The sequence below is a fragment of the Conexibacter sp. DBS9H8 genome (assembly GCF_023330685.1).
Taxonomy (GTDB): domain Bacteria; phylum Actinomycetota; class Thermoleophilia; order Solirubrobacterales; family Solirubrobacteraceae; genus Palsa-465.
Genome location: NZ_CP097128.1, coordinates 1,955,537 through 1,974,178, shown reverse-complemented (window position 1 = coordinate 1,974,178; position 18,642 = coordinate 1,955,537). Strand labels below are relative to the sequence as shown.

The following is an 18,642-nucleotide window of genomic DNA, read 5'->3' as shown; positions in this document are numbered from 1 at the left end:
GAATGGGCGCCAAGCCGGGCGTGGCCGGCGCCGAGACACGGGAGGCCGACACGGGCCCGGGCGGCTCAGAAGGACGGGGCGCCGACCGCGTGGAAGCCGCCGTCGACGTGGAGGATCTCACCCGACACGCCGCGGGAGAGGTCCGACAGGAGGAAGCTGACCGCCCCGGCGACGATCGCCGGATCCTCGATGTCCCAGCCGAGCGGCGCCTGGCGCTCCCACAGGCTCGCGAGCTGCTCAAAGCCGGGGATGCCACGGGCGGCGACGGTCCCGAGCGGACCGGCGCTGACGAGGTTGACGCGGATCCCCTGGGGGCCGAGGTCGCGGGCGAGGTAGCGGGCGACCGATTCGAGCGCCGCCTTGGCGACCCCCATCCAGTCGTAGATCGGCCACGCCTGCTGGGCGTCGAAGTCAAGGCCGACGAGACTAGACCCGGGAGGCATCAGCGGCGCGAGGGCGACCGCGAGCGACTTGAGCGAGAACGCGCTCGTCTGGAAGGCGGCGGCGGCCGAGGCGGCGGGCGCGGTGAGGAAACGGCCGCCGAGGGCGTCCTCGGGGGCGTAGGCGATCGCGTGCAGCGCCCCGTCGACTCTCCCCCATCGCTCGCCCAACGTGGCCTCCAGGGCAGTGAGGTCGTCGGGGTTGTTGACGTCGAGCTCGAGCACGTCGACGGGCGTCGGCAGGCGGGCGGCGGCGCGCTCGGTCATCCGCCGTACCCGTCCGAAGCTCGTCAGCAGCACCTCGGCCCCCTGGGCCTGGGCGGCTTCGGCGACGTGAAAGGCGATCGAGTCCTTGGTGATGACCCCGGTGATCAGCAGCCGCTTGCCGGCGAGCAGACCGCCGGTCACCCTCGCCGCCCCATCAGGTGGGCTCCGGGGCGCCGGCGATGAGCAGCGACACGTTGTGCCCACCGAAGGCGAAGGAGTTCGACAGGGCCGCCGGAGGTCCGCCGTTGACCGGTACGAGCGGGCGTGCGGTGAGCGGGATGTAGTCGAGGTCGAGCTCGGGATCGGGCACCTCGAGGTTGAGCGTCGGCCCGAGCATCCCCTCACGGAGGGCGAGGACGGTCGCGACCGCCTCGATCGCCCCGGCGGCGCCGAGCAGGTGGCCGATCGCCGACTTGGTCGAGGAGACCGGGATCCGGTAGGCATGCTCGCCGAGGGCGAGCTTGAGAGCGTTCGTCTCCGCCGCGTCGTTGAGCTGGGTGGAGGTGCCGTGCGCGTTGACGTAGGACACCTCCGCCGGGGTGATCCCGGCGTCGACGAGCGCCTGGCTGATCGCCGCGGCGGCCGGGCGACCGGTCGGTTCGGGAGCGGTGAGGTGGTGGGCGTCGGCGGTCGAGCCGAAGCCGGCGAGCTCCCCGAGGATCGTCGCCCCGCGGGCGATCGCGGACTCCATCTCCTCGAGCACGAGGGCGGCCCCCCCCTCCCCCATCACGAACCCGTCGCGGCGCAGGTCAAAGGGGCGGGAGATCCCGTCGGAGGCGAGCGCCCCCATCGTCTGAAAGGAGCCGAAGCCGAACTCGGTGAGCACCGCCTCCGTACCGCCGGTGACCATCGCGTCCGCGTCGCCGTACTGGATCGTCCGCAGGGCCATACCGACGGCGTGGCCGCCGCTCGCGCAGGCCGACACCAGCCCGTAGCTGGTTCCCTGGAGGCCGTAGCGCATCGAGACGGCCGCGGCGGCCGCGTTGGGCATGTACATCGGCACCCCGAGCGGGGAGATCCGGTCCGCGCCGCGCTGGCGCATCACGTCGTGTTGGCTCTCCATCGTGCCGATCCCACCGATCCCGGTGGCGATCACGCACCCGACCCGCAGACTGTCGTAGGGCAGGTCGGTGCCGGCGTCGGTGAGCCAGCCGGCCTGGCGCAGCGCCTCGTCCGCGGCGACGACGATGAACTGGGCGCTGCGGTCAAAGCGGCGGGCCTCCTTGACCGTGAGATGGTTGGCGGGCTCGTACTCGCTGGCCCGGCCAACCCCGTCGACGATCCCCGACTCCCCGGCGACCCAACGGTCATGCAGCGGTCGGGCGCCAACCCCGAGCGGGCTGACGGCCCCGACGCCGGTGACGACGACGCGACGCTTGCGGAGCGGCTGGGAGCTGGACGGCGGCACGGGACCTGGGTAGGGCTCGAGAGCTTCGCGCTTAGGCGGACGCGCGCGCGACGATCAGGTCGACGGCCTCACCGACGGTGGTGAGGTCCTTCATGTCCTCGCCCTTGAGCACGACGCCGTAGTCGTCCTCGACGATCTGGGCGAGCTCGACGAGGTCGAGTGAGTCGATGTCGAGCTCCTCGAAGGTCGCCTCGAGGGTGATCTGGTCGGCATCGGGACCGAAGCTCGACAGCGCCTCGGTCACGCGCGCCTGGACCTGCTCCTTGGTGATGACGGTCATCTGGGTTCCTCTTTTCTGCACTTGGTCAGGCGGCCAGCCCGCCGTCGACGGTAAGAACTGCCCCGGTCACATAGCTTGCCGCCGGCGACACGAGAAAGCGTACGCAGGCGGCCACCTCCTCCGGCGTGCCGGGTCGCCGCGCCGGGATCGCGGCGGCAAGAGCGGAGTCGACGCCGGCGGTCATCTCCGTGGAGATCCACCCCGGGGCGACCGCGTTGACGGTGATGCCCCGGCGGGCGACCTCGACCGCGGTCGTCTTGGTCATCGCCACGAGCCCGGCCTTGGCGGCACTGTAGTTGGCCTGGCCGGGGTTGGCCCGCAGCGCGGACACGGAGGCGAGGTTGACGATCCGGCCCTGGCGGGCGCGCATCATCGGCTTCAGCGCGCGCCGGGTGAGCCGGAAGGCGGCGGACAGGTTCGTGTTGAGCACGCTGTCCCAGGCGGCGTCGGTGAGCGACGGGGTGAGATCGTCGGCGGTGATGCCCGCGTTGTTGACGAGCACGAGCAGCGGCTGGCCGAAGTGGTCCTCGGCGGCGCTGATCAGTGAGTCGGCCACGGCGGGGTCGGCGACGTCACCGGCGAGAGCGACCGCACGCCCACCCGCGTCGCAGATCGCGGTGACAAGCGCGGCCGCCGGCTCGGCTCCGGTCCGGTAGTTGACGGCCACCGGCCACCCATCGGCGGCGAGCCCGGCGGCGATCGCCGCACCGATCCCTCTCGAGGCGCCGGTGACCAGCGCGCAGCCCACCGTCGCCTCAGACACGGGCGGGCTGGTGGGCGGCGGGGGCGCCGGAGTGTGAGGTGGCAGACAGGGTCGGGCTCGGTGAGTACGCGGTCGCCCCCCAATGTAGAACGCAGGCGCCCCAGGTAAACCCGGCACCGAACGCGCTGAGGAGGACGCGCATGCCCGGCGCGAGCCGGCCCGTCTCGATCGCGTGGGCGAGCGCGAGCGGTAGGGTTGCCGCGGACGGGTTGCCGATCAGTTCGATGCAGTCGACGACACGCTCGACGGGCAGGCCGAGGCGCTCCCGCAACGCCCGGGTGATCCGCGCGTTCGCCTGGTGGTAGACGAACAGGTCGATGTCGTCGATCCCGAGACCGGCGGCGGCGATCGCGTCGACGGTCGCCTCCCCCATGTGCGCGACGGCGAGCCGGAACACCTCGGTCCCGTCCATCCGCAGCAGCCGCTCGGAGTGCTCGGCATAGAGCGCCCGCCCCGGGTCACCGTCACAGGCGAGGATGACCGGTCCAAGCGAGCCGAGGGCCCCCCGTCCCGCCGTCGGCTGCGGCGCACCGGCCGACAGCACGACCGCACCGACCCCGTCGGCGAACAGCGGCGCCGAGCGGCGGTCGGTCATGTCGGTGATCCGAGAGAGGAAGTCGGCGCCGATCAGCAGGACGTGGGTGGCCCGGCCGCTCTCGATCTGGCCGGCGGCGAGCGACAGGCCGGTGAGGAACCCGGTGCAGGCGGCACTGAGGTCAAACGCGCCGGCCCGGGTCGCGCCGAGGGCGCGGGCGACGATCGGAGCCGCCGCAGGGGTCACCTCGTCAGCGGTGATCGTCGCGACGATCACGAGATCGAGCGCGGAGGCCTCGAGGCCGGCCGCCGCAAGCGCCCGTGCCCCCGCCCGGGCGGCGAAGTCGCTGAGGCGCTCATCCGGCTGGGCGTGGCGGCGCTCCCGGATCCCCGTGCGCGAGAGGATCCACTCCTCGGCGATCCCGAGCGAGGCGGCGAGCTGGGCGCTCGAGACGCGGGTCGGAGGCAGCTCGACGGCGAGCCCGGTCAGCTCGACGCTGGGCAGCGCAGCCGGCAGCACGCCGGCGCTGAGGGTCGGGGGGCCGAGGTCAGACACCGGCGAGCTCGACCTCGGTGACGGTGCGCTTGGCGAGGCCGGTGAGGACACGGCCGGGCCCGACCTCGAGGAAGCGGTCGGCACCGTGGTCGGTGAGGGCGACCATCACCTCACGCCAGCGGACCGGGGCCGTCAGCGCCTCGGCGAGCCGGCGCCGCACATCATCGAAGGGGGCGGCGGTGACCGCGCTGATCACGCGACCGCGCCCCTCCCGGATCTCGACCCGGGCGAGGGCGGCCGTAAAGGCCGGCACCGCGGAGGCCATCATCGGTGAGTGGAACGCGCCGGTGACCGGCAGGATCATCGCGCGCAGCCCGCGCCCACGCGCGGCCGCGGCCGCATCCGGCAGCGCCGAGCGGGCGCCCGAGAGGACGACCTGCTGGGGGGAGTTGTCGTTGGCGACCGCAAGGCCGTGGGCGGCGGCGAGCGCCGGCGCCTGGGCGGCCGCGTCCGCTCCGAGGACGGCGACCATCCCGCCCTCTCCGGCCCGCTCACCCGCCTCCTGCATCAGCACCCCGCGCAGGGCGACGAGCTCGAGCCCGTCCTGCTCGGTGAGCCGTCCGGCGGCGACGAGCGCCCCGAGCTCCCCGAGGGAGTGGCCGGCAAACAGCGTGGCGGCCGCGCGCTCGGAGGCCGGCAGGCTGCGCCAGCCCGCGAGGCTCGCGCAGAAGATCGCCGGCTGGGCATAGGCAGTCCCCTCCTCCACCCGCTCGAACGGGTCGGCGCCGACGGCGGTCCGGACGCGCTCGAGCAGGTCGGGCGCGTGGGTGGCGACGAGGTCGCGCATCTCCGGGGTCTGGCTTCCCTGGCCGGGGAAGAGGACGGCGGTCACTGGCATCGGCTGCACCCTATACGCCGCGCCCGTCGGCTGCGGTACGCGCCCCCCGCGGAGTCCACCCGAACGGGGGGCGGTCGGCCGGGGCGGTCCCCCGGGGGTGGGGTCTCAAAAGGACCCCACCCCCGCCGCGGCGCTCAGCTCAGCACTTGGCGGTCCCCTTCACGGAGCTCGTCTGCTTCGTCGTGCCGTTCGTCGCCGTGTAGGTCACCGTGAACGGGCGCGAGCCCTTCACGCAGCCGACGGAGGAGAGGAACGCGAACGTGTGGTGCTTGACCGTCTCTGTCCGCTTCACGAACGTGAGCTTCTCGGCCTCGAGCGAGCTGTACAGGCCGATGTTGCCCGCGTTGGTCGAGACGTCCGGCGGCAGCGGGGTGTCGTTGACCAAGGCGCCGTGCACCTCCCGCAGGCTGCCGGTCCACGGCGCAACCGCGCCGGTGGACAGGCCGGCGCAGGTGTGGCCGGGCGGGATCTTGAAGAAGTAGGTGAGCTTCCCGCGCCCGGCGTTCCAGACGTCGAGCACCGGGTCACAGGCGTACCCCTTCATCGTCGGGGTGGACGGACCCCACAGGGCGGCGCTCACCGGCCCGGTCGCGACGAGCGCGCGGGCGGGACACTTGGCGTCGTTGCGAGCCTTGGCGATCGTCGCGACGCTGCAGACGGGGAACCCGGCGGCGTGGAAGGTGACCTTCGGGAGGGTCAGGGTGATGTTGGTGAGCGGGTCGGCGTTGGCGTTTCCGGGGGTGGCGGGCGCCGCGCCGAGCGTCTCGACGAGCCCGAGGGCGACCGGCTTCTTCGGGCTGCCGGCACCGTTCTGCTTGAGGGTGACGCTCGCCTTGTAGGTGTTCAGCGACGCCGCGAAGGCGGCTCCGGCAAGGACCAGCATGACGAGGGCGGCCGCGCCAAGCGCGACAGTTCGCATCCGTCTCATATTCTCTCTCTCCTTCAGGGCAGGGGGTGTAGGTGGGGGAAGGTCATGCTGAGCGCCAGCGGCGCCTGCGCCCTGCACGCCGGCCCGCTGGGGTTGTCGGTGTAGTAGACCGACAACAGCACCTTGGCAAGGCTAGCGGGCACTCCGGCGCCGATGCTCGGCAGCGGCGTGCTCGTGCACAGGTAGCCGGCGAAACTCGCGAGCCCGGTCAGCAGCGCGGTCTCCCCGCCGGGGGCCATGTAGGGGTTGGTGCGGTTCGAGCTCGGACGGGCCGGAAAGGCGGTGAGCGCCTCGGGGTTGACCGGAGCGGAGATCCGCAGGTAGTGGACGAGCCGGCTCGAGGTGAGGCTCGGGCTCGTCGCCTCGGTACTCGCGGCCCCGTTGGCGATGGCCGCGGCGAGCTCCCGACGGTAGGCGTTGATCTCATCGACGATCGGGACGACCGTGCCGAGGTACGGGGTCGCGCGGGCGAGCAGCGGCACCGCGCCGCGCAGCACCCCCTGCAGGGCCGGGACGCCCGCCCGTGAGCGGGCGCTGACGGGGCCGAGCTCTCCGAGGGCGCTGTCGAGGCCGGGGGCGATCGCCTGCAGCCGTGCCAGCGCCGAGGCGAACGCGGGTGCGGCGGTGGTGAGAGTGCCCACGAGCGGCCCGGTCTCGACGCTGAAGCGCTGCAGGCGGGCGACCGCGACGGCGGCGGTCCGGAGGAAAGCGGGGAACGCGGTGACGGCGGCGCCGAGCGCGGCCGCTCGCCGGGCGGTGCTGGCGAACACGGTGTCCGCGTTGGTGATCAGCCCGGCGAGACGGGCCGGGCTGTGGCTGAGGGCGTCGAGCACGACCGTTCCCTGGGCGAGCAGGGTACGGGTTGCGGTGCCGTCGCGGGCGAGGACGGCGAGGACCGCGCCGACGTGGCTGCCGAACGGCGTGAGCTGAGCGATCGCGGCGTTGAAATCCTCTCCGCGGCCCGTCAGGGCGAGCCCGCCGTCCTGCATCCAGGTCTCGAACGCCGCCCGCGTGCGGGGCCCGAACGTGTTGAGGATCTGGGCGAAGGAGACCGTCGGGGCAACCTGGGCGGCCGGGATGGCGCCACCGTCGGGGAGCATCGGCCCGTGAGGATCGCCGGGGCTGAGGGCGACGTAGGTCTCCCCGAGCAGCGATTTGGCCCGCAGGATCGCGCGCGTGTCCGCGGGCCGGGGGGCGTACTGGTGGTCGATCTGCAGGACCGCGCGGGTGAGCCCGGTGCGGCGGTCGGGGCTGACGGCGATCACCTTGCCGACGGTCACCCCGGCGATCTCCACGTCGTCCTGGACCCCGAGCTCGGTCGCCTGGGGGAACTCGGCGGTGAGGTCGTAGCCGGCGGGGGCGAGCGGGAGGGCGCCGCCGAAGGCGATCCAGAGGAAGATCAACAGCCCGACGCAGGAGAGCGTGAAGGCGAGCATCAGGGCGACCCGGGAGCGGCGGGGGGCGAGTGTGTCCATCAGCCGGCCGCCGGGCAGGAGGAGGCGTGCAGGGTCGCGGCGTCGGGCGCGTTGAGGAGGGCGAGCAGCGCGCCGATCGACGGTTGGTTCTGGGCGAGTTCGTTCTCAAGCAGGCCGAGGGCGGGGCAGCTGGCCATGAACAGGCTCTGGGCGACCGCGCCGTCGGCGTCCTGGAGGGAGAGGACGCTGTCGACGTTGTGGGCGAGCCAGGCGCCCCAGAACAGGTAGCTGTTGCCGGTCCCGGGCCGGTGGGCGAGGGCGTTGAGGAGCGCGTTGAGGACCGTCAGCGCGCTCGTCAGCGGCGGAGCGTCGGTGGCGAGGCTCGCCCCGGCGGGCGCGAGCGTCCGCGCGAGTGGGGTGATCGCCGCCGTGAACGGGCTGAGCTGTGTAGTGATCGGCCGGGTGGTCGCGGCGGCGAGCGGGGAGAGCGCCGCCAGCGCCGGGGCGAGGGCGTGGGTGAACGGGGTGAGCCGGTCCAGCGCCGGGGCGGCGACCGCCCCGAAGCGGCCGACCGCGGTGAGGGCGGTCTCGGTCTGGGCCAGCGTCGCGGGGGCGGCAGCGAGGGCGCGGCCGAGGGCGCCGTCCTGGCCGGCGATCGCGCCGAAGTCGCGGTTCGATGCCGACACGAGCGTGCCGAGCGCCCCGTCGACGCCGCCGAGGGCCCCGGCGACCGCGTCGAGGTCGCTGATCGCCGCGCGCAGGTCGGTGCTGCGGCGGGCGAGCAGGCGGGTGAAGGTGACGGTGTTCTCCAGCAGCGGCGGGAACCGCTTGAACACGGCCCGGAGGGCGGCCGGGGACCGGCCCGACAGGGCGGTCGCCCCGCCGGAGAGGGCGAGCAGCAGGTAGGTGCGGGTGTCGGCGTCGAGGGAGGAGAGGATCGCGTTGATGTTGATGTCCGGTTTGGTCTGTCCGAGTCCGAGGGTGCCCCCGTCGGGGATCGCCCCGGCCTCGGCGGTGCCGGGGTCGAGGGAGAGGTACATGTCCTTCAGCGGCGTCCGTTCACGCAGGAGCACGGTCGCGTTCGCATAGATCGGGGCGTCGGCGCGGTCGATGTCCATCGTCACCACCGCATGTCCGTCCTGGAGCGTGACCGCGCCGACGACCCCGACGGGAACCCCGGCGATCGTGACCGCCTCCCCCTGCCCGGGACTGACAGCGGCGGCGGTCGCGAAGTCGGCGTGGACGACGTAGAAACGGTCGAACAGTGTGAAGGAGGCCTGGTGGGCGAGGATGTATCCGGCGCTCGCGAGCGCGAGGACAAGCAGCCCGAGGACCGCGATCGCGTCGCGGCGGTGGGCCGACAGCGCGCGCCTCACGGGGTCCCTCCGGTGCTGACGGCGTTGAGGTCGGGCGGGGACACGTTCCCACACGGAGTCGTCGTCGTCACCGTCGGCGCGGTGGCGGGCAGCAGCGGCCGGCTGCCGAGCGGGTTGAGCACCGCGTTGCCGAACAGGGGCCCGTTGACCGGCAGCGAGCGGGTGTGGACGGGGATCGACCCGCCGCCGATCAACGACCGGAGGTAGCGGCCGTTGCCGTCGAAGTTCTGGGCCGAGGAGGCGAACCCGACCGCGGACTGGAACAGCTCGTCATAGACGGGAACGCCGCTCGGCGCGGCGCCGGGGTCGCGGATCGTCTCGTTGCCGGTCGGGACGAGGTCATGGCTGACACACCGCGCGAGCGCGGCGAGCTGGCGCAGCAGCGGGGTTGCCGCGCGGGCGGTCTGCGCGGCCGCGGTGACCGCTGGGTCGAGCGGGATGAGGAGGCCGCCGAGGTGGGCGCCGTCGGTGAGCGTGCTGAGAGCATCCAGCCACGGCAGCGTCGTCGTGATCGTCGTCGGGAGGCGATGGAGGGCGGGCAGCAGGTTCACGCCGAAGCGGCCGAGCCGGGGAAGGGTGACCTCGAGCCGGGCCGACGCGGTGTCGGCGGCATCGAGGGTGCCGGGGAGCCGCGCGACGGTCGCCCCGAGCGCCTGCTGTGCGCCGGCGAGCGTCGCCATCGTCGCCGCGAACCCGGTGACGAGCCCGGTGAGGGCCCGGGCGTGGTGGGCGAGCGCGCCGAAGCTGGCCGCGAGGCCGCCGACGGCCCCGCTGAGATCGTGGGGACGGCCGCCGAGCAGCGCCTCATTGACGATCGCCCCGGCCCGGAGGGCGGCCGTCGTCTCACCGAGGGAGCGGTTGATCGCCCCCGCCCCACCGTCGGCGAGGGCGCCGGCGAGCCCGCTGAGCAGGCGGTCGAGGCTCGCCCGGACCGGCGTCGTCAGGCTCGAGAGGACGCGGTCAAGCTGGACGGGGCCGGCGGTGTCGGCGGCCGGCAGGGTCGCCCCGGAACGGAGCGTCGGGGCCGACGGACTGCCCTGGGTGAGCGCGACGGCGAAGTTGCCCTCGAGGAAGGTGCGGGACTGGATCGTCGCGGTCGCCCCGGCGTGGAGGGGCAGGGCCGCCGGCGTGAGGGACATCGTGACGAGGCCGGCGTTCGTCGATCCGCGGATCGGTGCGACGGCGGTGACCTCACCGACGTCGACGCCGGCAACCCGGACGGGCGAGCCGATCTGCAGGCCGGTGTTGGCGGTGAACACGGCGCGGAGCTGGAACGGGGATCCAGCCCACGGCAGCCCCCCGCCGAAGACGAGGTAGACGACGACGCCGAGCAGGAGCAGCGCGCCGGCCGCCGCGCGGCGACGCGAACGCGGCGGCCGCCGTCCGGAGGGCCGGGCGGCGCGGAGGATCCGGCGCAGACGGAACGGCCGCTCAGGCACCGCCGGTTCCAATCTGGGCGCGTGTGGGCGTGTACTGCTCGTTGCCGGCGCTGCAGAGCGCCGGCTCGCCGGGTGACATGGTGTCGGGCGCCACGTCGGCGTGGAGCGGCCCGTGGTGGATCCCCCCGGCGGTACTCGTGCTGAGGTAGGGGTGCTGGGACGGGACCGCCTCCCCGCCGGTGACGTCGTCGATGGCGACGAGCACGAAGCGGAGCACGGTTCCGTTGCCGACCTGATCCGACAGGGTGCTGGCGAGGTTCGCCAGCAGGGTGCTGAGGTAGTCACAGCCGGTCTGGACCGGGGCGAGGAACGCGAGGGGCGAGCGGAGGTGGAGGGCGGTGAGGGTGAGCCGGTCAAGGCCGGCGGTCACCGTCGGGCTCGCGCTGTCACGGGCGAGGGTGCCCGCGAGCGCGGTGACCCGCCGGTCCAGCGGCGGGGTCTGGGCGAGCGTGCGGTTGCCGGCGGCGACGGCGCCGGCGAGCACGGGGGCGCTCGCCGGCAGGGTCGCCAGCCCGGGATCGAGGATGTCCAGCAGCCGCGCGGTCCGCCGGGTGAAGGCGGCGATGCTCGGCGCGTCGGTGCTGACCGTCGACAGCGTCGCCGGGCTGTCGGCGATCGTCGCGGCGAGGGACGGGGCGGTCGCCGCGAGTGCCGTGAAGGTGGTGTCGAGGCCCCGGAAGAGGTCGGCCTGGGGTCCGGCGACCGGGACGAGGGCGCTGCTGAGGGCGCCAAGGCCGCCGATGAAGCCGCGCAGGTCGGTGGCGGGCGCGGCGAGGTTGGCCATCACCGGCGCGAGCGCCCGGGTGAGCGGCCCGAAGGCACCGATCGCCGCGTTGAGGTTTCCGCCGCGCCCCGCGAGCGCAGCCCCGAGTCCGTCGGTCGTCTCCTGCACGCCCGCTCGCGTCGGCGCGGTGAACATGCCGAGGACCTTGTCAAGGTCGACCGTCGCCCCGGTGTCGGCGACCGGCACGGTCGCGCCGGTCGGCCAGCTGCGGCGCCCACGGCCGAGGTGGACGTCAAGGTACTTGGTGCCGATCGTCCCCTTCAGGGTGATCGTGAACCGGCTTGTGCGGGGCAGCGGCGCGATGTCCCGGTCGAGGGCGACGGTGACCCGGGCGACCGGCCGCCCGCCGGGGCCGTGGACGGCGCTGACGCTGTTGACGAAGCCGATCAGGCTGCCGCCCATCTGGACCTCGGCGCCGCGGGTGAGCTCCTCGGCGTTGGTGAACTCGAGGTGGAGGGTGTAGTGGGGGGTGAACGGGACGCTGTTGTTCGTCTCGAAGGCGAGCAGCACCCCGACGGCGAGCACGATCACCGTGACGAACCCGATCATCGCGCGGCTGCGCGGCGGGCGGCGTCCGCCCGGGGCGGCCCGCCGGCGTCCGCCGGCCGCGGGGCGGTGGCTCGGCGCGCTCACCGGCCCGCCCCGGTGAGGTAGCTCAGCAGGCGCCGCAGCGGGGCCGCGGCCGTTGCGGCCCCCGCGGCCGTCGCGGCGGTCGCGGTGAAGCTGCGGCCGCCCGGGTTGCCGGAGAAGTTCGCCGAGCAGCCCGGCACGGGGCTACGCGCATAGCCGGTGCAGGACCCGACCTGCAGGTCGGTGCGGAGGTAGTGGCCGTCGGCGTCAAAGCCGTTGGTCGCCCCGGCGCCGTTGAACAGCAGGGCCATCAGCGCCGGAATCGCCCCGCTGCCCGACAGGCTGCGGGTGAGGCTCGCCAGCGCGAGCACCGGCGCCGTCGCGCTCGTGCCGAGGCGGGCGAGGCGTCCGGCGAGCGGGTCGGTGGCGACGAGGTCGCCCTGTGAGGCCGCGGCGGCCCGCGACAGGGCGAGCAGCGCCGTCCGGGCCCGAGAAGCGAAGGGAACGAGGCCGGTGAGGGTCCGGTTCAGCGCCCCGGCGCTCGATCCGAGGTTCGCCAGGGCCGGGGTGCCGGCGTCGGCGAGGGCGCCGAGGTCGGCCATCAGCGGCCGCAGGCGCACGAGAAACCGAGGGAGGGCGTGGATCGTCGCGGAGATCGCCGCCTGCTGGGTCGCCGCCGCCGCCGCGGTGTGGGCCCCCGAGGTGATGAACCCGGCGAGGGAGCGGCGGGCGGCGGCAAGGGGACCGAGGACGCGCCGCGCGTCCCGGGCGAGGTTGGCGAGCGTGCGCGCCTGGCCGGCGAGCACGGTGAAGACACGGTTGGTCTGGGCAAGTCCGGGGTCGGCGCGGAGTATGACCGCATTGAGGTCGCTGCCGCGGGCGGCGAGCCCGGTGCCGAGCTGGTCGAGGATCGTGCTGAGCGCGACCCGCACCGGTTCGGTGGCGATGCTCGCAACGATGTCCGGGTCGATCGGTGAGCTCGTCCGGTCGACCCCGAGCAGGTGGGTTCCCGCCCCGGGGCCGCGGCGGATGAGCGGCAGCGCGGGGGCGGCGGCGGTCCCGGGGCTGCAGTCGACATAGCGTTCGGCGATCAGCGACTGGGGCCGGATCGCGCACGTCGCGTTGGTGTGCCAGGGGGTGAATCCGGGGGTGGTGACGGCGAGGTTGACGACCGCGAGATGGCCGGAGGTCACCGCTTCAGAGACGATCGTGCCGACCGGGGCGCCGGCGATCCGCACCTGCTCTCCCGGGGCGGCGTACCCGGCGTTGTCAAACAGCGCGCGCACCGTGTAGGGCGACGGTCCCGACCGGCTGTCGAGAACGACGAGGAAGACGACACCGGCGGCGGCGAGGAGGAGGACGAGGGCTCGCAAGCGTGCGCTCATGGCGTCTGGGCCGGGTTACAGCCGGGAACCGCGTAGGGGGTGGACCCGTCCGGGCTGGGCTGGACGGCGCTGCCGGGACAGCGGGCGCTGACGTGGGTGAGGCCGGCGTAACGGTCGGCCGGGGAGCGCAGCGTCAGCTGATTGGCCGCGGTGAGCGAGAAGGCGTTGAAGAACGGCTGGGTGCGGACGTAGTGACCGTTGGCGTCGTAGTAAGCACCGGCCTGGCCGAGGTCGCTGAGCGCGGAGACGATGTCCGGCGTGTAGGCAAGCAGTGTGTCGAGCTGGGTCTGGGAGACGTTCATCGCGCGGATGTCCGCGGGGAACGCCACCCGAGAGGCCCGCGCCAGCCCCGGGGTGGCGCTGAGCAGTCCGGCGGCGGCGGGCAGCACCCGGGCGAGACGGGTGACCGTCGGCTCGGCGACGCGCAGCAGCGTGTCGAGCGCGGCGCTGAAGGCCGGGAGACGCCGGACGGCGCCGGTGGCGACGCTCACGACCGGGGCGAGCGTGTTGAGGGTGACGATCGTGCTGGCGAGGGTTCGCCGCGAGCGGGTGAGGGTGAGCGGCAGCACGGTGAGGGTGCGCTGGAGGGCACCCGCACGGGCGGCGATCGCGCCGGTCGCGGTCGCCGTCGCGCTGACGAGCGTCTCGAGTTGGCCGGCCCGGGCAGCGAGAGCGCCGAGCGCCGTCGCGCCGTGCACGAGCAGACCGTCGAAGGCCCCCTCCTGGCGGGTCAGTTCCGCCGTCAGGGCCGCGGTCGAACCGAGCGCCGGATCGAGGTAGTGCAGGGTCGCGTTCGCCGCCGCCGAGCGGCCCCGGATCGCGGTCGCCTCCCCGCCGATGATGCGGGCGAGCGCGGCCCGGGTGGGCGCGCCGAAGCTGTCGAAGACGGCGTCGAAGGAGACCTCGGCGTGGGTGTCGACACTCGGGATCGTCGCCCCGGAGGCGAGGGCCGGCGCCCGAGCGGGCCCGGGCTGGAGGGTGATGTAGTGCCCGGCGATACTCGCCAGGCCGCTGTCCTCGATCCGCGCGACCGTCCCCTCATGCAGCGGCAGCGGAAGGACCGGGTCGAGGCTGACGGTGACCGCCGCCTGCCCGTCGGGGGTGAGCCCGATCGAGTCGACGAGCCCGACCTGGGCCGGGCCGACGAGCACCTCATCCCCGCTCACCAGGCCCGAGGCGTCACTGAAGACGAGCACGAGCCGGTACCGGGCGGGCGCGACCGTGACGACCGCGATCACCGCGATCACCGCGGCGATCAGCGCCAACAGCGCGATCGGTCGCGCGGTGGCCTTGGCGGCGGTAGCGGATATGGACGTTCCTCTCCTCGATGAAGCGCGCCTCCCCAGACCGGTGGGATGGTAGTTGACCCCCGGGCGGAGCCCGCCGGTTGGTCCCCCGGCCGCGGACAGGCGGTGGGATTGACCGCTGAGACCGGATCCATCCCCGTCGGGGGCGGGCCGGGCTCAGTCGGCGCGGCGCGGCGCGCGGGCGCGCTTGACGAGCAGGGCGGCGCCGAGCGCGCCACCGAGGTCGCCGAGGCCGGCGAGGGTGACAACCGGCCGGCGGTGGCCGGGGAACAGGTGCGGTCCCATCGCCGCCTCAATCCGGGTCACGTACTCCTCCCCGAAGCGCGTTCCGAGCCCGCCGCCGATCACGACCGCCTCCACGTCGAGGAGGTTGACCGCCGAGGCGATCCCCGCCCCGAGGGCGTCGACGGCCTCACCGATCAGCTTGGTGGCGACGGGGTCGCCGTGACCGACCGCGTGGGCCCACACCGAGGAGGTGAAGCGATCCCGTCCCTTCTTCTCCATGATCGAGAGCAGGTCGGACTTCTTGTGGTGCTTGATCAGCCGCCGGGCCTTGCTCTCCATCGAGGCGCGCCCCGCGTAGGCCTCGACGCAGCCGCGGTTCCCACAGCCACAGCGCCGGCCCCCGGGCTTGTACAGCACGTGCCCGATCTCCCCCGCCCCGCCGCGGCCGTGCCAGAGCTCCTTGTCGAGGATGACCCCCCCGCCGACCCCGGTCCCCCAGAACACCCCGAGCAGGGAGGTGAACTGCTTGGCGGCGCCGATGGTGAACTCGGCTTCGGTCCCGACGGCGACGTCGTTGCCGACGACGACCCGGGTCCCGAGCGCGGTCGAGAGCGTCTCACCGAGCGGAAAGCTGCCCTCCCAGTCGTTGAGATTGCGGGCGGCGGTGACGACGCCGGTGGCCGAGTCGACCGCCCCGGGCGAACCGACCCCGATCCCGAGCAGGGCGGCGGGTTCCACGCTCGCCTTCGTCGCCGCCTCCGACACCGCCGCGGCCATCTGACGGGCGACCGCTTCGGGCCCGCCCTCCTGGGGGGTCGGATGCCGTGCGCTGCCGAGCACCTTGTTGTAGCCGTCGACGACGATCGCCTCGATCTTCGTCCCGCCGAGGTCGATTCCACCGCGCAGAGAAGCCATCGGGCCATCCTCGCACACCGGTCCGTGCGGGTCGCCGCTGCGTCCGGTCGCCGGTGCGCCCGGGCCTCGCTCAGGCCCAGCTGCGCCGGTAGTGCTCCTGCTCGACCGTCAGCGTGTCGATGGCCACCCCGACGGCGGCGAGCTTGAGCCGCGCGACCTCCGCGTCGATCTCCGCCGGGACGGGGACGACCCCGGAACCGAACCGGTCGGGCGTGCGGACGAGCGCCTCGACCGCGAGGGCCTGCAGTGCGAAGCTGACGTCCATCACGGCCGCAGGATGGCCCTCGGCCGCGGCGAGGTTGACGACGCGACCACGCGCGATGAGGTTGAGCACGCGACCGTCGGCCAACGCGTAGGCGTCGACGAGTGGGCGCACGGACGTCGGCGGCCCGGTGGCCGCCGACGTGAGCGCATCGAGGTCGATCTCGACGTCGAAGTGGCCGGCGTTGGCGAGCAGGACGCCGCTCTTCATCGCCGCGAAGTGAGGGGCGCTGAGCACGCGCCGTGAGCCGGTGACAGTGATGAAGATGTCGCCCCGCGCGGCCGCGGCGAGGGCGGGCATCACCTCATATCCGGCCATCCGCGCCTCGAGCGCGCGGAGCGGGTCGACCTCACAGACGATCACCGCCGCCCCCGCCCCGCGAGCGCGCTCGGCGACCCCCATCCCGGCGGACCCGTATCCGAGGATGACGACGCACTGCCCCGCGAGCAGCACGTTGGAGGCGCGGACGATCCCGTCCAGCGCCGACTGTCCGGTCCCGTGCCGGTCGTTGAGGGCCCGCTCGGTGCGGGCCTCGTTGACGGCGAGGACGGGGAAGGCGAGCGCGCCGTCGGACGCGGAGAAGGCCCGTCGCAGCGCGAGCAGGCCGGTCGTCGTCTCCTCGGTCCCGCCCAGGCGCGGGCGGGCGCCCAGCAGCAGGTCCCCGCCGTCATCGAGCACGACGTCCGGTGCGGTGCCGGCAAGCTCGCGCACGCCGCGCTCATAGGCGCTGAAGTCGTCGCCGTGGCGGCCCCGGACGGTGATCTGGGCGCTGGTCAGCTCGTCACTGACGTCGTCCTGGGCCGACAGCGGGTTGGCCGAGCAGACCGCGACCTCGGCACCGGCGCCGAGGAGCGCGCGGACGAGCACCGCGGTCTCCGCGGTGAGGTGCAGACAGGCCGCGACCCGTACCCCCGCGAGCGGCCGCTCGTCACGGAGACGAGCGGCCACGGACGCGAGGACGGGCATCTGGGAGGCGGCCCAGGCGATCCGGTCAGCCCCGGCGCGCATGGAGATCCCGCGGGGTCACGCTCGCCGTGCGGGCTAGTAGCGGTAGCGCTCGGGCTTATAGGGCCCGTCGACGGGCACGCCGAGGTAGGCGGACTGCGTGTCGGTGAGGGTGGTCAGCTTGACCCCGAGCGCGTCGAGGTGGAGGCGGGCGACCTTCTCATCGAGGTGCTTGGGCAGCACGTAGACGTCGGTGCCGTAGTGACCGTCGGCGTTGTGGGCGAACAGCTCGATCTGGGCGATCACCTGGTTGGTGAACGAGTTGGACATGACAAAGCTCGGGTGGCCGGTCGCGTTGCCGAGGTTGAGCAGACGGCCCTCCGACAGGACGATGATCGCGTGACCGTCGGGGTAGACCCACTTGTCGACCTGGGGCTTGATGTTGACCCGCTCGATCCCCGGGGTGCGCGTGAGCCCGGCCATGTCGATCTCATTGTCGAAGTGGCCGATGTTGCCGACGATCGCCTGATGCTTCATCTGCGCCATGTGCTCGGCGCGGATGACATCCCGGTTGCCGGTCGTCGTGATGAAGATGTCACCCTCGGCGAGGACGTCCTCGAGGGTCGTCACCTGGTACCCGTCCATCGCCGCCTGCAGCGCGCAGATCGGGTCGATCTCGGTGACGATCACCCGGGCCCCCTGACCGCGAAGGGACTCCGCACACCCCTTGCCGACGTCACCGTAACCGCAGACGACGGCGACCTTGCCGCCGATGAGGACGTCGGTCCCCCGGTTGATGCCGTCGATCAGGCTGTGCCGGCAGCCATACTTGTTGTCGAACTTCGACTTCGTCACCGAGTCGTTGACGTTGATGGCGGGAAACAGGAGCTTGCCGTCGCGGGCGAACTCATAGAGCCGGTGCACGCCGGTGGTCGTCTCCTCGGTGACGCCGCGGATGTTGGCGGCGATCGTCGTCCAGCGACGGGGATCCTCGCCGAGGGAGCGACCGAGCAGGGCGAGGATGATCGCGAACTCCTCGTTGTCGGCGCCGGCCGGATCGGGAACCGCTCCGGCAGCCTCGAACTCGACGCCCTTGTGGATGAGCAGGGTCGCATCCCCGCCGTCGTCGAGGATCATGTTCGGTCCGCCGTCGAAGCCGATCAGGGCCTGCTCGGTGCACCACCAATACTCCTCGAGGGTCTCCCCCTTCCACGCATACACCGACACCCCGCGCGGGTTCTCGACGCTGCCGTCGGGGCCGACGACGACGGCCGCCGCAGCGTGGTCCTGGGTCGAGAAGATATTGCAGGAGACCCAGCGCACCTCCGCCCCGAGGGCGACGAGCGTCTCGATCAGCACCGCGGTCTGCACCGTCATGTGCAGCGAACCCATGATCTTGGCGCCCTTGAGCGGCTGGGCGGCGGCGTACTCGGCGCGGGTGGCCATCAGGCCGGGCATCTCGTGCTCGGCGAGGGTGATCTCCTTGCGGCCGAACTCGGCGAGCCCGAGCTCGGCGACCTTGTAGTCGAGGGTGGTGGTCGTGGTGCTCACGTCATCTCCGTTGTCGGGGTGGGGCTCGCCGGGCGTCCCGGCGGGTCGGGGTTCTCACCGTCACTCACGGTGCGATACCGAGCAGCCGCTGGTGACGCAACTGCTCGAAGCTGAGCCAGTCGCCCGGGGCGACCTCGGCGGGGCGCTCGGGGGTGGCGGCCAGCCAGGCCTGCACGTCGGCGGCGAGGCGCTCGTCCTGCTCGAGGCGCCGGGCAAAAGCGATGTCGGACAGGCTCAGGTCATGCCGGGTGAGCAGTTCCTTGAGGGTGGCGAGGCGCTGCAGCTCCCCGGGTCCGTAGATCCGGTAGCCCGCGCCCGTGCGCTCGGGCGACACGAGCCCGGCCTGCTCGACGTAGCGCAGCATCCGTGCCGACCAGCCGGTCGTCTGTGCCGCCTCATTGATCGTCAGCCCGTCCATGACCGAGGCCAACCTTATCACTGCCGTGTCAAGGTT

The 18,642-nt window shown here is 73.4% G+C and carries 17 protein-coding genes; all 17 read right to left on the bottom strand.

The genetic code is table 11. From position 1 onward, the window contains the following. Positions 1 to 65: 65 nt before the first annotated feature. Positions 66 to 848, bottom strand: a complete 783-nt coding sequence (gene fabI / locus M3M55_RS09365) for an enoyl-ACP reductase FabI (protein WP_249009242.1) — start codon at positions 846 to 848, stop codon at positions 66 to 68. Positions 849 to 861: 13 nt separating this feature from the next. Continuing rightward, positions 862 to 2,115, bottom strand: a complete 1,254-nt coding sequence (locus M3M55_RS09360; protein WP_249009241.1) for a beta-ketoacyl synthase — start codon at positions 2,113 to 2,115, stop codon at positions 862 to 864. 31 nt (positions 2,116 to 2,146) lie between these two features. Continuing rightward, positions 2,147 to 2,395 carry a phosphopantetheine-binding protein gene (locus M3M55_RS09355; protein ID WP_249009240.1) on the bottom strand — a complete coding sequence of 83 codons (249 nt, stop codon included), beginning with the start codon at positions 2,393 to 2,395 and terminating at the stop codon, positions 2,147 to 2,149. A gap of 25 nt (positions 2,396 to 2,420) precedes the next feature. After that, positions 2,421 to 3,158: a 3-oxoacyl-ACP reductase FabG gene (fabG, locus tag M3M55_RS09350; protein WP_249009239.1), complete on the bottom strand. Its 738-nt coding sequence runs from the start codon at positions 3,156 to 3,158 to the stop codon at positions 2,421 to 2,423. Continuing rightward, a complete protein-coding gene (locus M3M55_RS09345) occupies positions 3,151 to 4,248 on the bottom strand; it encodes a beta-ketoacyl-ACP synthase 3 (RefSeq protein WP_249009238.1) in 1,098 nt (365 codons plus the stop codon). The genes fabG and M3M55_RS09345 overlap by 8 nt, the downstream gene beginning before the upstream one ends. Next, positions 4,241 to 5,086 (bottom strand): ACP S-malonyltransferase, encoded by an 846-nt coding sequence (locus M3M55_RS09340; protein WP_249009237.1) that lies wholly within the window; start codon positions 5,084 to 5,086, stop codon positions 4,241 to 4,243. Before M3M55_RS09340 ends, M3M55_RS09345 begins: the two co-directional genes overlap by 8 nt. 139 nt (positions 5,087 to 5,225) lie before the next feature. Then, entirely contained in the window at positions 5,226 to 6,014 is a 789-nt protein-coding gene (locus tag M3M55_RS09335) for a hypothetical protein (protein WP_249009236.1), read from the bottom strand. Between the two features lie 14 nt (positions 6,015 to 6,028). After that, the gene (locus M3M55_RS09330) at positions 6,029 to 7,489 is read right to left on the bottom strand and encodes an MlaD family protein (protein ID WP_249009235.1); all 1,461 of its coding nucleotides are present in this window, start codon (positions 7,487 to 7,489) and stop codon (positions 6,029 to 6,031) included. Next, on the bottom strand, positions 7,489 to 8,805 hold the full coding sequence (locus M3M55_RS09325) for an MlaD family protein (protein WP_249009234.1): 1,317 nt from the start codon (positions 8,803 to 8,805) through the stop codon (positions 7,489 to 7,491). The genes M3M55_RS09330 and M3M55_RS09325 overlap by 1 nt, the downstream gene beginning before the upstream one ends. Continuing rightward, the gene (locus tag M3M55_RS09320; protein WP_249009233.1) at positions 8,802 to 10,244 is read right to left on the bottom strand and encodes an MlaD family protein; all 1,443 of its coding nucleotides are present in this window, start codon (positions 10,242 to 10,244) and stop codon (positions 8,802 to 8,804) included. Before M3M55_RS09320 ends, M3M55_RS09325 begins: the two co-directional genes overlap by 4 nt. Then, complete coding sequence (locus tag M3M55_RS09315) at positions 10,237 to 11,661, bottom strand: MlaD family protein (RefSeq protein WP_249009232.1); 1,425 nt, start codon at positions 11,659 to 11,661, stop codon at positions 10,237 to 10,239. Before M3M55_RS09315 ends, M3M55_RS09320 begins: the two co-directional genes overlap by 8 nt. After that, on the bottom strand, positions 11,658 to 12,983 hold the full coding sequence (locus tag M3M55_RS09310) for an MlaD family protein (protein ID WP_249009231.1): 1,326 nt from the start codon (positions 12,981 to 12,983) through the stop codon (positions 11,658 to 11,660). The genes M3M55_RS09315 and M3M55_RS09310 overlap by 4 nt, the downstream gene beginning before the upstream one ends. Beyond that, complete coding sequence (locus M3M55_RS09305) at positions 12,980 to 14,248, bottom strand: MlaD family protein (protein WP_249009230.1); 1,269 nt, start codon at positions 14,246 to 14,248, stop codon at positions 12,980 to 12,982. The genes M3M55_RS09310 and M3M55_RS09305 overlap by 4 nt, the downstream gene beginning before the upstream one ends. 198 nt (positions 14,249 to 14,446) lie before the next feature. Beyond that, on the bottom strand, positions 14,447 to 15,430 hold the full coding sequence (locus M3M55_RS09300) for an ROK family protein (RefSeq protein WP_249009229.1): 984 nt from the start codon (positions 15,428 to 15,430) through the stop codon (positions 14,447 to 14,449). A 70-nt stretch (positions 15,431 to 15,500) separates the two neighbouring features. Continuing rightward, positions 15,501 to 16,700 (bottom strand): adenosylhomocysteinase, encoded by a 1,200-nt coding sequence (locus tag M3M55_RS09295; RefSeq protein ID WP_249009228.1) that lies wholly within the window; start codon positions 16,698 to 16,700, stop codon positions 15,501 to 15,503. 33 nt (positions 16,701 to 16,733) lie between these two features. After that, the gene (gene ahcY, locus M3M55_RS09290; protein ID WP_249009227.1) at positions 16,734 to 18,188 is read right to left on the bottom strand and encodes an adenosylhomocysteinase; all 1,455 of its coding nucleotides are present in this window, start codon (positions 18,186 to 18,188) and stop codon (positions 16,734 to 16,736) included. 64 nt (positions 18,189 to 18,252) lie between these two features. Then, positions 18,253 to 18,606 (bottom strand): MerR family transcriptional regulator, encoded by a 354-nt coding sequence (locus M3M55_RS09285; RefSeq protein WP_249009226.1) that lies wholly within the window; start codon positions 18,604 to 18,606, stop codon positions 18,253 to 18,255. Positions 18,607 to 18,642: the final 36 nt, after the last annotated feature.

Coding starts and splice junctions, on each gene's coding strand:
- M3M55_RS09355 (WP_249009240.1), bottom strand. CDS start 2,395: ATGACCGTCATCACCAAGGAGCAGGTCCAGGCGCGCGTGACCGAGGCG.
- M3M55_RS09340 (WP_249009237.1), bottom strand. CDS start 5,086: ATGCCAGTGACCGCCGTCCTCTTCCCCGGCCAGGGAAGCCAGACCCCG.
- M3M55_RS09335 (WP_249009236.1), bottom strand. CDS start 6,014: ATGAGACGGATGCGAACTGTCGCGCTTGGCGCGGCCGCCCTCGTCATG.
- M3M55_RS09330 (WP_249009235.1), bottom strand. CDS start 7,489: ATGGACACACTCGCCCCCCGCCGCTCCCGGGTCGCCCTGATGCTCGCC.
- M3M55_RS09310 (WP_249009231.1), bottom strand. CDS start 12,983: ATGAGCGCACGCTTGCGAGCCCTCGTCCTCCTCCTCGCCGCCGCCGGT.
- M3M55_RS09300 (WP_249009229.1), bottom strand. CDS start 15,430: ATGGCTTCTCTGCGCGGTGGAATCGACCTCGGCGGGACGAAGATCGAG.
- M3M55_RS09295 (WP_249009228.1), bottom strand. CDS start 16,700: ATGCGCGCCGGGGCTGACCGGATCGCCTGGGCCGCCTCCCAGATGCCC.
- M3M55_RS09285 (WP_249009226.1), bottom strand. CDS start 18,606: ATGGACGGGCTGACGATCAATGAGGCGGCACAGACGACCGGCTGGTCG.